Annotated in this window: 14 protein-coding genes; 6 read left to right on the forward strand and 8 right to left on the reverse strand. The window is 43.9% G+C overall.

Annotated features, from left to right (window positions below; all coding sequences use genetic code 11):
• Positions 1 to 13: 13 nt before the first annotated feature.
• From NO992_RS20665 to NO992_RS20680, 4 genes are read right to left on the reverse strand one after another with little or no spacing between them, the layout of a single operon-like run.
• Complete coding sequence (locus NO992_RS20665; RefSeq protein WP_371380238.1) at positions 14 to 3,127, reverse strand: efflux RND transporter permease subunit; 3,114 nt, start codon at positions 3,125 to 3,127, stop codon at positions 14 to 16.
• 12 nt (positions 3,128 to 3,139) lie between these two features.
• The gene (locus tag NO992_RS20670) at positions 3,140 to 4,867 is read right to left on the reverse strand and encodes an efflux RND transporter periplasmic adaptor subunit (protein ID WP_371380240.1); all 1,728 of its coding nucleotides are present in this window, start codon (positions 4,865 to 4,867) and stop codon (positions 3,140 to 3,142) included.
• Positions 4,860 to 6,182, reverse strand: a complete 1,323-nt coding sequence (locus NO992_RS20675; RefSeq protein WP_371380242.1) for a TolC family protein — start codon at positions 6,180 to 6,182, stop codon at positions 4,860 to 4,862. Before NO992_RS20675 ends, NO992_RS20670 begins: the two co-directional genes overlap by 8 nt.
• Entirely contained in the window at positions 6,182 to 6,655 is a 474-nt protein-coding gene (locus NO992_RS20680) for a DUF411 domain-containing protein (RefSeq protein WP_371380244.1), read from the reverse strand. Before NO992_RS20680 ends, NO992_RS20675 begins: the two co-directional genes overlap by 1 nt.
• A 267-nt stretch (positions 6,656 to 6,922) precedes the next feature.
• On the opposite strand from NO992_RS20680, the gene NO992_RS20685 reads away from it, so the two are divergent.
• On the forward strand, positions 6,923 to 7,063 hold the full coding sequence (locus NO992_RS20685) for a hypothetical protein (protein WP_371380246.1): 141 nt from the start codon (positions 6,923 to 6,925) through the stop codon (positions 7,061 to 7,063).
• Positions 7,064 to 7,074: 11 nt separating this feature from the next.
• Here NO992_RS20685 and NO992_RS20690 read toward each other — a convergent pair whose 3' ends face one another.
• Positions 7,075 to 7,260, reverse strand: coding sequence for a hypothetical protein (locus NO992_RS20690; protein ID WP_371380247.1), 186 nt, complete (start codon positions 7,258 to 7,260; stop codon positions 7,075 to 7,077).
• 55 nt (positions 7,261 to 7,315) lie between these two features.
• Here NO992_RS20690 and NO992_RS20695 point away from each other — a divergent pair, with 55 nt between their 5' ends.
• Positions 7,316 to 7,924, forward strand: a complete 609-nt coding sequence (locus NO992_RS20695) for a hypothetical protein (protein ID WP_371380249.1) — start codon at positions 7,316 to 7,318, stop codon at positions 7,922 to 7,924.
• A 33-nt stretch (positions 7,925 to 7,957) separates the two neighbouring features.
• On the opposite strand, the gene NO992_RS20700 is transcribed toward NO992_RS20695, so the two are convergent.
• Entirely contained in the window at positions 7,958 to 8,875 is a 918-nt protein-coding gene (locus tag NO992_RS20700) for a LysR family transcriptional regulator (RefSeq protein WP_045963512.1), read from the reverse strand.
• A gap of 116 nt (positions 8,876 to 8,991) precedes the next feature.
• On the opposite strand from NO992_RS20700, the gene NO992_RS20705 reads away from it, so the two are divergent.
• Positions 8,992 to 9,621 carry a LysE family translocator gene (locus NO992_RS20705; RefSeq protein ID WP_095727002.1) on the forward strand — a complete coding sequence of 210 codons (630 nt, stop codon included), beginning with the start codon at positions 8,992 to 8,994 and terminating at the stop codon, positions 9,619 to 9,621.
• 68 nt (positions 9,622 to 9,689) lie between these two features.
• On the opposite strand, the gene NO992_RS20710 is transcribed toward NO992_RS20705, so the two are convergent.
• Complete coding sequence (locus NO992_RS20710; protein WP_371380251.1) at positions 9,690 to 10,724, reverse strand: MBL fold metallo-hydrolase; 1,035 nt, start codon at positions 10,722 to 10,724, stop codon at positions 9,690 to 9,692.
• A gap of 197 nt (positions 10,725 to 10,921) precedes the next feature.
• On the opposite strand from NO992_RS20710, the gene NO992_RS20715 reads away from it, so the two are divergent.
• Positions 10,922 to 11,533, forward strand: a complete 612-nt coding sequence (locus NO992_RS20715; protein ID WP_371380253.1) for a TetR/AcrR family transcriptional regulator — start codon at positions 10,922 to 10,924, stop codon at positions 11,531 to 11,533.
• A 120-nt stretch (positions 11,534 to 11,653) separates the two neighbouring features.
• Positions 11,654 to 12,364 (forward strand): DUF4336 domain-containing protein, encoded by a 711-nt coding sequence (locus NO992_RS20720; RefSeq protein WP_371380255.1) that lies wholly within the window; start codon positions 11,654 to 11,656, stop codon positions 12,362 to 12,364.
• Between the two features lie 73 nt (positions 12,365 to 12,437).
• Here the strand turns inward: NO992_RS20720 and NO992_RS20725 are convergent, their stop codons facing one another.
• Positions 12,438 to 13,994 (reverse strand): AbgT family transporter, encoded by a 1,557-nt coding sequence (locus tag NO992_RS20725; protein WP_017216614.1) that lies wholly within the window; start codon positions 13,992 to 13,994, stop codon positions 12,438 to 12,440.
• Positions 13,995 to 14,180: 186 nt separating this feature from the next.
• Here NO992_RS20725 and NO992_RS20730 point away from each other — a divergent pair, with 186 nt between their 5' ends.
• Positions 14,181 to 14,432: an HDOD domain-containing protein gene (locus tag NO992_RS20730; protein WP_371380257.1), complete on the forward strand. Its 252-nt coding sequence runs from the start codon at positions 14,181 to 14,183 to the stop codon at positions 14,430 to 14,432.
• Positions 14,433 to 14,465: the final 33 nt, after the last annotated feature.

Below are 14,465 nucleotides of genomic sequence, written 5' to 3' on the forward strand. Positions count from 1 at the left end.
TTTCCGCTATTGATTAATTAACTTTCTCACGCCAACGGATCATCAACATATATACTACGGGTAACACCACTAAGGTAAGTAATAGCGCGCTTGCCATACCGCCCACCATAGGCGCGGCGATGCGGCTCATCACCTCAGAACCAGTGCCCGAACCATAAAGGATTGGCAATAACCCGATAATAATCGTTGCCACCGTCATCATGACTGGACGAATACGCTTGCCCGCGCCTTCTAAAATGGCATTGTTAATGGCCTCAACTGTCAATGCGTGCGGTTTATCTTTAAGCTCACTAATGGCTTGGTTGAGATACACGAGCATGATCACGCCTATTTCAACCGCAACACCTGCAAGCGCTATAAAACCAACGCCTACCGCGACCGAAAAGTTAAAACCCTCAAGATATAATAACCACAGTCCACCAATCATCGCCATAGGTAACGTCGCCATGATGATTGCCACTTCGCTAAAGCTTCTAAAGTTCAAATAGAGTAAAACGATAATGATCCCAAGCGTGAGCGGCACCACATAAGTCAATTTAGCTTTAGCACGTTCCATATACTCGTATTGACCAGCCCAACTGATGGAATAACCAGCAGGTAACTCCAGCTGTTCGCTCAGTACTTGTTTAGCGGCTGCCACATAGCTGCCAACATCGACCCCGTCTAAGTCGATAAACGTCCAACCATTAATGCGAGCGTTCTCGCTTTTAATGCCCGGTGGCCCGTTTTCAATATAGATAGTTGCCACATCACCTAGGGCAATATTTAATCCCTCGGCGGTGACTATAGGAAGCTTCCGCAGCGCTTCGGGAGAATCGCGTAAGTCTTGCGGGTAACGCAAGCTAACCGGATAGCGCTCTTGTCCTTCAATGGTTTGCGTGACATCCATTCCACCAATTGCAGTTGCGACCACTTGCTGTACATCAGCAATATTGAGCCCAAATCGCGCGGCTTTATCACGTTGAATATCGACCTTAATATAACGCCCCCCAGCTACTCGCTCTGAATAGACCGACGCTGTACCCTCTACCTTGCTCAGAATACGTTCAAGATCTTGACCAATCTTTTGGATAGTATCTAAATCTGGACCTGCGACTTTAATCCCGACAGGCGTTTTAATCCCCGTCGCGAGCATATCAATACGCGTTTTGATGGGCATCACCCAAGCATTGGTTAGGCCCGGAAACTGCACTAGCTTATCGAGTTCTGCTTTTAGCTTTTCAGTGGTCATTCCCTCACGCCACTGATCTTTAGGTTTTAATTGAATAAAGGTCTCAATCATCGTCAACGGGGCAGGATCGGTTGCGGTTTCCGCGCGACCGATTTTACCAAAGACATTTTTTACCTCAGGCACCGTCGCTATCAACTTGTCGGTTTGCTGTAAGATTTCTCTGGCTTTACCAATCGAAATACTTGGATATGTAGTCGGCATATACATTAAATCCCCTTCATCCAAAGGCGGGATAAACTCGCTGCCGATTTTATCCATTGGATAAAAGCCAACGACAGTAATAGCTGCAGCGGCCAGTAACGTCAACTTGGGAAAGCGTAATACTTGCTTTAATAGCGGCGTATACGCGCCAACCAACAAACGATTAATTGGGTTTTTATGTTCGGGCACAACTTTACCGCGAATAAAGTATCCCATCAGCACAGGAATAAGCGTAATGGCAAGCCCCGCAGATGCGGCCATCGCATACGTTTTAGTGTATGCCAGAGGAGCAAACATACGCCCTTCTTGCGCCTCAAGAATAAACACAGGTAAGAAGCTTACGGTAATAATTAACAAACTAAAGAACAGCGCAGGGCCTACTTCAGAAGCCGACTTTACGACGATTTCCCAGCGATTTTCATCATTGAGTGGCGTTTCTTCCATGTGTTTGTGCATGTTTTCAATCATTACGATTGCACCGTCGGTCATCGCCCCGATAGCTATGGCTATACCACCAAGGGACATGATATTTGCATTCACGCCTTGAAAGTACATCACGATAAAAGCAACCAAAATGCCAAGTGGCAAAGTGATCACGGCAACCATGGAAGAGCGAATATGAAATAAGAACACCACACACACTAAGGCCACCACCACCAGCTCTTCGAGCAGTTTAGACCAAAGATTATCAATGGCTTTGGTGATAAGCTCGGAGCGATCGTAAACCGTCACCACTTCCACCCCTTCAGGTAAGCCTTGTTGTAGCTCAGCAAGTTTTTGCTTTACGCCGTCGATGGTTTTTTGCGCGTTTTCTCCAAAGCGCATGACTACAACACCGCCAACAACTTCTCCTTCGCCGTTAAGCTCAGCAATGCCACGACGCATTTGCGGTCCAATATTGACAGACGCAACATCTGCTATCGTTAATGGCGTGCCTTTGACAGCTTGCCCAAGTGGGATAGCTTCAATATCTTTAACGCTTTGAATATATCCCGTACTTGTCACCATATATTCGGCTTCAGCCATCTCAATCACAGATGCGCCCGATTCTTGGTTACCGCGTTGCAACGCCTGCTGTACATGCGTAAGTGGAATACCGTACGCGCGCAGTTTATTGGGATCAACCTGTACTTGATACTGTTTCACCATACCGCCAATCGGCGCTACTTCTGACACGCCGGCAACCGATTGCAGCTCAAACTTTAAAAACCAATCTTGTAAGCTGCGTAGCTGGCTAATATCGTGTTTACCGGTTTTATCGACTAATGCATAAAGATACACCCATCCCACCCCGGTGGCATCAGGACCCAATTGCGGTTTTGCCGCATCAGGTAATTGTGGTGCGACTTGACTTAGATACTCGAGTACACGACTGCGCGCCCAGTAAAGATCCGTTTTATCGTCAAAAATAACGTACACATAGGAATCCCCAAAGAAGGAATAACCACGTACGGTTTTTGCGCCCGGCACAGAGAGCATTGCCGTGGTCAGCGGAAATGTCACCTGATCTTGCACCACTTGTGGTGCCTGTCCTGGATAAGGTGTTTTAACAATGACTTGTACATCAGACAAATCCGGAATAGCGTCGACAGGCGTGTTTTTAAGGGTAAATAGCCCAGCCCCCACTAGCATTAGTGTCAGCAGTACCACAAAAAAACGGTTGTATACTGACCAGCGAATTATTGCTTGGATCATTGTAAACGCTCCTTAGTGGCCTGAGTGCATATTCATCGACATCTCACCTACAGGTTTGATATCAGTCACCACAAATTCGTCACCCACTTCAAAGGTGAAAGTCACCTTCATTCCTGTCATAAGCTGGCTTAAATCAATGTGCTCAGCTGCAACAAAGTCCATCGTCGTAGCTGGACGGTCCCATTTTTCAATGGCGTCGCGAGAAATATTAAGCACTCGGGTGTCAGGGGTGATAGCGTTTATCACGCCACCCACTGTTGCTGTGGGTAAGGGACTTTCGGTCGTACTGCCTTCAGACATAATGTGAATGCCAGTCAGTAATACGCTACCGTCATCCTGTTTCGTGGCTTCAAAATGCAAAGTCTGTCCGGCGTTTAGTGCGTCAACATCGACACTGTCAGCTACTGTAAAATCCATCACCATTTCAGGCCATTCCCACTCGGGTACGGGTTGATGAGCGATATTCACCACTCGACTTTGGTAGTTCACGCTTTGAATGTCTCCTTCAATCCAAACTGACTTAGCCTCTACAACTGGCGCCATACGCATAAAGTCAGAAGTAATGCTCGATTGAGAATCAATCAAGAATTGGGCTGACGTAACAATCTTGTCTCCTTCGTTAAGGCCATTGAGGATTTCAATGTTCTCATCACCAATTTGACCCAGTTCAACGGCAACCGATTTAAAGCTACCGAGTGCAACTTCAACGACAACACGATTTTGTTTAGCTGTGCGGATCACAGATTCACTCGGCACTTGCAATACATCGTCACGAGAATCGGCATGAATGTTCACTTGCGCAAACATATTCGGCTTTAATAGCGCATCACTGTTGTCAAACCTAAGCCTTACTCTAAGTGTCCGTGTTTTTTCATTGAGTGAGGGGTAAACATAATCGACTTGCCCTCGCCACGTTCTACCTGGTAAAAAATCTAACCTCATGGAAACGGCTTGTCCCTGAGCGACCAACATAGCATCACGTTCAAATACGTCAGCTTCGACCCAAATCTCGTCTAGTTTGGCGATGCTCATGAGCGTTGTGCCTGGCTTTACGTAAAACCCTTCTCGGATCTGGAGTCCATCCAACACCCCAGATTGACGCGCATAAAAGGTAATGCTTTGATGCACTTCACCCGTTTTTTTCAGCGTGTCGATAAAATCATCACTCAGGTGTAATGCCTTGAGCCTTTCGTGCGCTGCGTTTATCAGCGCCTGATTATTACGCTTTCTAGCGATAAGATATTCTTCTTGCGCATTGACCAATTGCGGCGAGTATAAGGTGTACAGAGGCTCACCCTGTTTCACTGGATCTCCTGCGGCTTTCACGTAGAGCTTTTCAACCCACCCCTCAACTCGAGGATGAATGTGGACTAGGCTATCTTCGTTGTACTGAACATACCCAACCGTACGGATTTGGTGAGACATCGCTTGACGCATGGCCACCGCAGTGCGAACGCCCAAGTTGTTTTCAACGTGAGGCGCTATTTCCACAACCCCCTCACCGAATTTTGCATTCGTGGACTCTTCTTCGTACACTGGCACAAGATCCATTCCCATCGGAGACTTACCAGGCTTATCACGACGATAGTTCGGATCCATAGGCGCAACCCAATAAAGTGGCGCTTTCTCAGCGTTTTGCGCTACCGCAGGCTCGTTACTTGAAGAGAGGTTCATCCCAACTAGCACGCCGACCGTTAATGTCGTGACGGCAACCAGCGTCATTTTTAAGTTGTTATTCATGGCTTGCACCCTCTTCAATTTGAGCCAAATAGTAATTACTGCGTACCACCGCTTTTAACAATGCAATATCAATGGAAAGCGCTGATAACTGAGCGTTCAATTTCGCGATGCGCGCCCTCACTACCTCGGAAAAGTCGCCATCATCATTGGTATAAGCAGTCAATGCAGCTTCGGCTTGCTCTGCACTTTGTGCCACAATTGATTTTACGTATAGCGATTGCCTCTCTTGCAATCTTTGGATAGTTTGAATTTCTCCATTTAAGCTTGAAAACAGCTGCTTAAGCACCAACAACCTGTCGGTTTTACTCACTTCAACTTGTGCAGTCGCTGCCGCTTTTTGCTGGTCTTGTTTTCCACCTGTAAATAACGGAACGTCGAATGACACACCAACGCTAAAAAAGTCAGTGCGAGACATTTGATTTGGTGCATCATCTCGATATGCATAACTCGCATTGACGGAAAACTGTGGTTTATATGCCTGCTCAGCTAACTTTACCCCTTGATTGGCGCGGTATGTATCAACGTCGGCTGCAACAACCAACGGGTGATGAGTCAAATGCTTTACTACAGCTTGGCTATCAACTGGGCGTTGCTGCATTAACTTTGGCGCAATTGAGCGGATCAACGGCAGTGTCACTTTGCTTTGATTAAGGACACTCAGCGCATTTGAATTAGTGAATGCATCATTTAAAAGCCATTGCGAAAGCTTTGCCTTCGCGGTGTTAAGCTGCTGATAAGCCGCAGAACGTTTGTCGTCTAACTGCATCACCTCAAGCTGAGCACGGATCACATCTTGCTGGCGTGTTGCACCAAGCGCATTGGAGTAGCTGGCATTGGCAATTTCGACCATTTGGTCAAACAGCACGCTATCACGCTCAATCAATTCTAAAGTTTTTTTGGCTTGTACAATATCAAGCCACACCTGAGAAACGTCGCGGCGCACTTGGGCTTTTCTATCCTCTTGTAAAATAGGTTGCTTCTGAGCATCAAGCGCTAACTGCCGGCTCTTAATTTCAAGGCTATCTCCTCGCGGCAACATCTGCATCACGCCAACTTTAAGCTGAGTCATCCCTTCTTGGTTAAACTCCCAACTATCCACAGGCAAATTCATCATACCGATGGACACCTGAGGATCGGGATAGCTCAATGCTTCGCGGCTCATAGATTGCATCGCAGAACGCTTGTATTGGCTAGATTTAAGCCAAGGATCGTTACTGATGGCGGCATCTATCGCTTGCTCTAACGTTGCAATATTGGCCTGTGCTATCTGTGGCAGTATCAGAGTTGCGATAAACAGGGAAACTTTGATTGTCATTAGAATTGCTCCTCATAGCTGTCGATTTCAGCAAAAACCTCATAGCTCCCATCTTTTTTAAGTAGCAATACTTGATAAGGCATAAAACGCTCGCCAACTTCCATACCGGGCGATCCAAGTGGCATAGCCGGCACACTTAAGCCGATATTTTGTGTGTCTTGAGTTAACGTTTCGTTTTGCAAAAACTGTTTAATAAACTTGGCAGGAACATGCCCTTCAAAAATAAAACCATTTTTAGAAACCCCGGTGTGACAAGATTGAAAATTTTGCTTAATACCAAACTTACTCTTAAGTGAGCCAAGATAATTTAAATCGGTGGCTTTGTGCGTGATACCTTGCGCAGTTAAATGGTTTAACCACAGCTCACAACAGCCGCAGGTTGGGGATTTAAAGACTTCCAATTCTATATTGGATTTACCGTATGCCATGGCACTCATTAGCCATAGAATCATCACTAAATAAAACTTTTTCATGCTAACCTCGCATGCAATACCAATTACGTTAGTGCAACAGGTATCAATCAATTCGTTGAAAATTACGCCAAAAAAGACGATTAATCGTACAAAACTTTGAAATTAAGGCAGATCTGCCCTGAGGTTAGGCAAGTATTGGGGGTTTATAAAGAGAGCGAGGATAGTCGCTAAGCTGGCCACTTGTGAAACTTAATTTATCGTTTTTCAGTACAATAGGCGCTATCCACTCTCTTGGCGAAAACGCTGCAAGATTTGTGGAGCACATATGTGTGGGACAAGTACAATCGCTGCATTGTGCTGTGTTCTGAGGGTCACAACAATCCATCTCAACCATCATTTCATGATGATGAGGCTCTGCCGATTGCACGTTACTTTGAAGCATTTGATGACTTGTTTCATGACTGGTAGCGCCATGCATTTCACATGCTGCCATAGAGGCAGCCGCGTTTTGACCACTTAGTGTAGCCACCACGAACATTGTGATAAGTAAACGTAAGAATACTTGCAAGGCACTTTTCCAAATCAAATAAGCGAAGTAATAATAAAAATCTAAGCAAAGAAATGCAAGTAAATAGACCAAGCTCGTTATTATTTTCTTTCATCATTGATATACTAAAGCCCAATTCTAAAAAATTATTCCGACTCAAGGATATGAACGTTATGAAATTTGCTTCAGTAGCTACTATTTTGGCGTTAGTTGTTTCGAGCAACGTCACTGCCGCAGACTATGGAGACTTTGGTGTCTCAATATATGGTGGCAAAACTTACAGCAGTGATATCAAAACTTCTCGCCATCAAAAGTATGAATTAGAAGACGATTCGCACTTTGGGTTAAGTATCGATAAATATGTACCTGAAGGCCGTTATGGCTTCTACTATGGAAAAACTGAGACCCAACTTACCGCTTATCCGCTAAATAAAGTGGAAATGGAGTATCTATTATTTCAAAGTGCGGTGGTACGCCCTCTCACAGATAACTTAGATGTTTATCTAGGCTTACAGCTTGGTGCGACCTTTGTTAACCCTAATTTTATCGACTCTGATACTTTCTTTGCATCAGGGTTATACACGGGTTTTGAATACAACCTTGGCGCAGGTTTTCATCTCGGTGCTGAAGCACGATGGATTGCAACTATCCTCAACAACAACTCTAAAGTCACTTGCGATGTCGACCCAGAAACCCAAAATACCTGTAGCTGGCACTTCGACAATGAGGTAATGAGTCAATATCAAGCGAGCGCAACATTAAGTTATCGCTTTTCACTGTAATTATTCCGAGCGGGTTTTAATATACAGTAAAACTCAACAACCCCTGGTAAGTCGCTGTACAATAAAATCAGCAAAAATACTCACTTTTGCAGGAATATGGCGAGTTGCTGGATATAGCATCCACAGCTCGCCTGAGTAGTGAGTCTCAAATTGCCATTCAGGTAATACCTGTATCAACTCCCCTGACGCTAACGCATCTTTAGCTACAAACATAGGTAAGCTTGTGATCCCAAGCCCTTGCAGCGCAGCATCTAACCTCACTCGAGTATGATTTGCTTTATAGCGCCCGCTAACTGGGGTTGTGAGTTTTTGTGTGCCTTTTCTGAATCGCCACTTAGCATCAGCATCCGTTTCCCCCAAGGCAATACAGCTGTGTTGTACTAGTTCTTTAGGGTGAGTAGGAATTGAGTGGGTCGCAAGATATTTTGGTGATGCCGCCACTATATGTTCTATCGTCATTACGCTTCTACCTATTAAGCCTTGTGGAGGCTCGTTGGTAATTTTAAATAGAATGTCTATTTCATCACGGATCAAATCCAACGCGTTGTCGTCTAGCACCAAATGAACGTCAATATTTGGAAATTCGCCTAGAAACGCCATCACATTTGGGTGAATTAGTGTATGTGCGACCGCTTTTGGCGCTGCGATTTTTACAGTTCCTTGTGCCGTTTGATGATAGCTTTCACAAAGCGAGATAACGTCTTTGGCGGCTTGTTCCAACTGAGTACAGCGCTCATACACAGCCCTTCCTGTTTCGCTCAATCTTAAGCTGCGTGTGGTGCGTTGAAGTAAACACACCCCCAATTGCTGTTCAAGTAGTTTTATGGCACGACTCACTGATGACGGCGAGACACCTAATTGCCGAGCGCTTTTGGAGAAGCTTCCAGTATTCACTACCGAAACAAAAATCGACATTTCTTGCAGGAGTTCAATATGTTTACTGGTCGTCATAGCTCTCCCATTTGTGCGCTCCACGCAAAAGTTATTTCTATTTTCAGATTATTATCTTCTCAGGGGAATGAAAATACAATGTTCTCAATTATTCAATATTATATTGGGAGCTTATTATGGTGCAGTATTGGCCAGAGTTTTTATCATTAGCCATCATTCATTTTGTTGCAGTGATCTTGCCAGGCCCTGACTTTGTTATCACGGTCAGACAAAGCTTAAAATACGGCAGACTACATGGCGCAATGACAGCCTTGGGGATTGGCACTGGGCTTAGTGTTCATATCTTATATACCTTACTTGGTGTCGGCGCGCTGATGCAGGCCTCACCTTGGGTTTTACAAGTAGCTAAATTAATCGGCGCTGCGTATCTTATATACATCGCTATTCAATTACTCAAAAGTGCTGGAACGATTCAACTGGATGCAGAAAATGCCCAAGCTGATGTAAGCTCACAGTCGCTCAAAAAAGCCTTTAGTCTTGGTTTTTTAACTAATGCAACTAACCCAAAAGCAACCCTGTTTTTCTTAGCCGTGGTAACCAATGTCGTCAGCCAAGGAACCCCGTTACATATTCAACTTTTTTACGGCGCTTGGATGTGCAGTGTTAACGCTTTATGGTTTATCTGTGTCAGCTTATTATTCTCAGCCCCATCTTCCCGCGCTTGGTTCTTGAACAAGATGAACCTAGTTGAAAAAGCACTTGCTGTTTTGCTTATGGCCTTCTCATTAAGGCTGTTGATTGCTTAACACATGTAAGCCAAATAAGGGTTCCCGCATCATGCGTTAGCCCTTATTCAATTACTAAGATATGGATATTAGGGCATCAACGCTTCCCACCAGCTGCTACTTGATAGCGTTTCTGATAGCGTCAAAACTTCACCTACAACAGGTGTTACCAGCGCCACTTGATTTTGCTCTGCTGCGATTTTCACTCTTGCGAGCGGATCAAACCAAGAGTGAAAAGCCAAGTCAAAAGTAGCATTATGAATGGGGATCATATGCGTTCCTCGCAGATCTATATGAGCTTGTACGCTTTGCTCTGGCGTCATGTGAATATCAGACCAATCTTTATCATAGGCGCCGGTCTCTACTAAGGTTAGGTCAAACGGGCCAAGCCTTTCACCTATTTCCTTAAATCCAGCAAAATAACCAGAGTCTCCACTAAAAAAGATATTTTTGTCTGCTGTGCGAATAGCCCACGCTCCCCAAAGGGTTTTATTTGCATCTCCAAGTCCACGTCCAGAAAAATGCTGAGTAGGTGTAAAGGTGAGTGTTAACTCAGTGGTTTCTTCAAACTGCCACCAGTCAAACTGCTTTATTTTTTCAGCGGGAACTCCCCACTTTTGCAAATCACCTTCTACACCCAAAGGTACATAAAATACCCCCACTCTGTCTGCTAATCGCTTTACGCTTTCTTTGTCTAGGTGGTCGTAATGGTTATGTGAAATCAGCACCTTATCAATTTGAGGCAATGATTCAATAGTAATAGGTGGTTGATGAAAACGCTTTGGACCAATAAATGAAAATGGTGATGCTCGTTCAGCAAAAACGGGGTCAATCAGAAGATATTTCCCTTGCGCTTTAATAAGTACTGATGAATGTCCCAGTTTGATAACGTGAGTGTGCGTATCAGAAAGTGCCTTTAAATTCTCCTCAGTGAGCACTTTTACTGGCATATCAACCTTCGGCACCGCATTGACTTTTTGCTCGGTAAAAAAGCGCCAAAAAATTTCCAGCGTCTTACCTAGGCTCGTTTTATTCGTTTCATGAGTATTATGAAATTTACCATCGCTATATTGAGTTGATGAATACCCACTTTGATTTACCGCAGCATTTAAATTAGAAGCCATAACTCCTCCTACTCCTATCAGCAAGACCACAATCAATCCAAACCATGTTCGCTTTTTCATATAACCACCAAAAGTAAACTACACAGTGTAGCTTACACATCAAGAACAGAAAGTAAACTAAGCAGTGTAATTTATTTTAGTTTTGCTAAAATGCGGAGTATCCATTTGTAGATATTCCCTTGCCTGTAATAGAGAAAATGAAACAATCAGAAAGAAAGCGACTGCAAATTCTAGAGGCTGCCCAACAGTTATTTGCTCAGCACGGTGCTCAAAATACCAGTATGGATCTCATCGCAAAGCACGCTGAAGTGTCTAAACGAACGATCTATAATCACTTTGAGACCAAAGAGCTACTACTGTATAACGTACTTGAACACATGATGCTTCAAGTTGACCAAGGTGATATTTATCAATATCGACCCGATGTCCCGATTGCAAAACAACTTCAAGAAATCGCTTTACGAGAAGTCAACCTGCTCACCTCTGAATCATTTATCAAAGTGGCTCGCGTGGCATTTATCGAGTTGTTGCAAGACTCTACATTGGCTGCGCATATCAATAGCAGTAAAGTAGGTTGTATGCGTTATTTAGAAACGTTTTTAGCCGATGCTGTCGCTAACAATGCACTGTATATCGAACATCAGGCATTCGCAGCACAACAGTTCTTATATCAACTCAAGTCTTTTATCTTTTACCCACGGCTTTATGGATTTGAACTCACAAATACGGAGGATACGGACTTTATTGTAGAGCAAAGCGTTGCGCTTTTTATGGCGAGATATGGGACTGAACAACGCGCCCAAGATTAATAATAAGGTAAGCTAGTACAAGGATTTAAATAAATTTCACACAAACTTGCATAAGGCTATATTTTAAACAAAAAGATTCCCTGATATAGTCATTCACGCTAACAAGAGTAAGGAAATCAGATGAGCGAATTAATTGCAATTGGTAAAAACATTTGGATCCACAACGGCCCAGCTGTCCCATTCTTTGGCATGCCATATACTACCAGAAGCACCATAGTAAAGCTTTCCTCTGGCGCATTATGGGTGCACTCTCCAGGAAAATTAACGGATGAACTGCTCAGTGAATTGACGCAACTTGGGCAAGTCAGCTATCTAGTTTCTCCAAATAAACTTCATCACCTATTTATGGGAGATTGGCAGGAAAAGTTCCCACATGCGATAATGTTTGCTTCTCCAGGTGTCGACAAAAAACGGCCTGATCTTACTTTTCAGCGCCAACTGGGCGACATGGCAGAACCCGAGTGGCAAGGAGATATTGAGCAACTCATTTTTAAAGGTAGCGCGGTTATGGAAGAAGTCGTATTCTTCCATAAAGAGAGTGGTACATTAATTTTGACGGATCTGATCGAAAACTTTCACCCTAATCACTTCTCTGGTTTTAAAAAAGTATTAGCGAAAATCACCGGGATTATTAGCCCTAACGGCAAAACGCCCATAGACTGGCGAACTTCGTTTATGTTTGGGAAGCAGCAGGCCCGAGCCTGTTTTTCAAAGATGGCTGCTTGGCAACCTCAATATATCGTTATTGCCCATGGTGAATGCATTGAAACAGGCGCTGAGGCGTTTTTACATCGCTCATTTTCTTGGCTGGGTATCAATAAAGCCGCGTAAGGCGCTGTACAAAATAATAGAATATAAAAAGCGCTGTTATTTCAAACAACGCTTTTTATTACTAAACCTCAAATTACATACCAGCTGGATATGCATAACTCGCTTGTAGACCTAGCGGAATACCAAGCATCCAGTAGATCAATAAGAAGATGCTCCAACCAATCAAAAAGGCAATTGAGTAAGGCAACATCATCGCTATCAAAGTACCTATCCCGGTCGACTTAACGTATTTCTGGCAGTAAACCACAACCAGCGGGAAGTAAGGCATAAGCGGAGTGATTATATTTGAGCCAGAATCACCAACACGATAAGCCGCTTGTGTTAAATCAGGTGAAATACCCAATTGCATTAACATTGGAACAAAAATCGGTCCCAGCAACGCCCACTTCGCAGAACTTGACCCTACAAATAAGTTTACAAATGCGGTCAAGAAAATAATACCAACCACAGTAACATAGCTTGGCAGCGCCAATGCTTTTAATACTTGAGCCCCTTCAATAGCAAGCAATGCACCCAAATTTGAATGGCTGAAGGCACTGATGAAAAGTGCACAGAAAAACGCCATAACAATATAGTAAGACATGCTATTCATGGCTTTAGTCATGGCATCAATCATGTCTTTTGAGGTTTTAAACGTACCGACAACGAAACCGTAAACCGCACCAGGGATCCAAAACAGTAGGAAGATAAGTGGTACAATTGATTGCATTAACGGCGCACTAAAATCAGTTAAAGCGCCCGACGGGCTGCGTAGTGCTGAATCTTCACCGCTTGATGCATAAACCAATAATGCAATACCTGCTAACATCACCATAGACGCCACCACAAAGCCCTTTTTTTCTTTGCTTGTGATCTCATCAAACGAAGGCAAGCTCTCTGTATCGCCGTCAATTTCTGTCGCTTTTAGCCTTGGCTCTATGATTTTATCAGTGATATACCAACCTAATAAAATAATGAATAAGCTCGATGCTGAGGTGAAAAACCAGTTGTTTAGTGGGTTAATCGCGATTTCTGGATCGATGATCTGTGCTGCACTTTGAGTAAAGCTTTGTAGCAACGGATCGATACCTGAAGGAATAAAGTTCGCGCTAAATCCGCCGCTTACGCCAGCAAATGCCGCAGCAATACCCGCAAGAGGATGTCTTCCCATCGCATAGAAAATAACACCGGCAAGCGGAATAACTAACACGTATCCAGCATCTGTCGCCGTGTGGCTTACAATTGCAATAAGAATAATAGAAGGAGTTAGTAGTGCTTGAGGCGTGCGTTTAAGCATGATTTTAAGGCCAGTATTAATATAGCCAGAATGTTCGGCAACACCCACACCTAGCATAGCAACTAGCACCACGCCTAATGGCGCAAACCCCGTGAAGGTTTTTACCATCGTTGCCATAAATCCGGCAAGCGCATTTGGGTCTAATAAATTGTGAACGACAATCGCCTGATTGGTTCTTGGATCAATAGCGCTAAATTCTACGCCTGAAAATAACCAAGATAGCAGCCAAATAAGCAACATTGCTGATAAGAAAATGATTGCAGGGTCAGGGAGTTTATTCCCTACCCGCTCTATCCCGTTTAAAAAACGGGTGATCGCAGAGTTTTGCGAGTTCGCTTGTTGTGTTTCGTGCATACCATTGCCCTAAGAAAAAAATTGCTTAACCATAACTTAATATTTACATGTTAAGCAAGAAAACGTGCCTATTGACGAGACACTTTGCCGAATTAGTAGTCGACTTGGCATTTTTTTGTCTCAAGTCGGTGTCCAATAAAGAATTTACGCTATGCTTTTTATATGTCTGAAATTAAGGATTTTTAGATGATAGATCTAGACGACAAAGTGTTAGCTGACGTCAAACATGGTTTTAATTTACCACCAAAGCCCGCGCTGATAAGCGAATTGCAAGCTGCACTTGCTGCAGCAGATCCAGATCTGAACGATGTTGCTACGATCATCGCTCATGATGTCAGTACCTCTGCTGCTGTGTTAAAAGTCATCAACTCCCCATTATATGGTTTAGCGAGAACCCGAATTCAGATAATAAGTGCACCACTCATGGTTAATCGGTGAGGAGAGATCAACTGCCTGTTGGTGGTACTCTGT

The sequence above is a fragment of the Pseudoalteromonas sp. DY56-GL79 genome (genome assembly GCF_041414765.1).
GTDB lineage: Bacteria > Pseudomonadota > Gammaproteobacteria > Enterobacterales > Alteromonadaceae > Pseudoalteromonas > Pseudoalteromonas piscicida.

Excerpts from the sequence above, each read along its gene's own strand:
- NO992_RS20720 (WP_371380255.1), top strand. The coding sequence starts at position 11,654 with ATGAGCGAATTAATTGCAATTGGTAAAAACATTTGGATCCACAACGGC.
- NO992_RS20675 (WP_371380242.1), bottom strand. The coding sequence starts at position 6,182 with ATGACAATCAAAGTTTCCCTGTTTATCGCAACTCTGATACTGCCACAG.
- NO992_RS20680 (WP_371380244.1), bottom strand. The coding sequence starts at position 6,655 with ATGAAAAAGTTTTATTTAGTGATGATTCTATGGCTAATGAGTGCCATG.
- NO992_RS20705 (WP_095727002.1), top strand. The coding sequence starts at position 8,992 with ATGGTGCAGTATTGGCCAGAGTTTTTATCATTAGCCATCATTCATTTT.
- NO992_RS20695 (WP_371380249.1), top strand. The coding sequence starts at position 7,316 with ATGAAATTTGCTTCAGTAGCTACTATTTTGGCGTTAGTTGTTTCGAGC.
- NO992_RS20665 (WP_371380238.1), bottom strand. The coding sequence starts at position 3,127 with ATGATCCAAGCAATAATTCGCTGGTCAGTATACAACCGTTTTTTTGTG.
- NO992_RS20700 (WP_045963512.1), bottom strand. The coding sequence starts at position 8,875 with ATGACGACCAGTAAACATATTGAACTCCTGCAAGAAATGTCGATTTTT.
- NO992_RS20730 (WP_371380257.1), top strand. The coding sequence starts at position 14,181 with ATGATAGATCTAGACGACAAAGTGTTAGCTGACGTCAAACATGGTTTT.
- NO992_RS20690 (WP_371380247.1), bottom strand. The coding sequence starts at position 7,260 with ATGATGAAAGAAAATAATAACGAGCTTGGTCTATTTACTTGCATTTCT.
- NO992_RS20710 (WP_371380251.1), bottom strand. The coding sequence starts at position 10,724 with ATGGCTTCTAATTTAAATGCTGCGGTAAATCAAAGTGGGTATTCATCA.
- NO992_RS20670 (WP_371380240.1), bottom strand. The coding sequence starts at position 4,867 with ATGAATAACAACTTAAAAATGACGCTGGTTGCCGTCACGACATTAACG.
- NO992_RS20715 (WP_371380253.1), top strand. The coding sequence starts at position 10,922 with ATGAAACAATCAGAAAGAAAGCGACTGCAAATTCTAGAGGCTGCCCAA.
- NO992_RS20725 (WP_017216614.1), bottom strand. The coding sequence starts at position 13,994 with ATGCACGAAACACAACAAGCGAACTCGCAAAACTCTGCGATCACCCGT.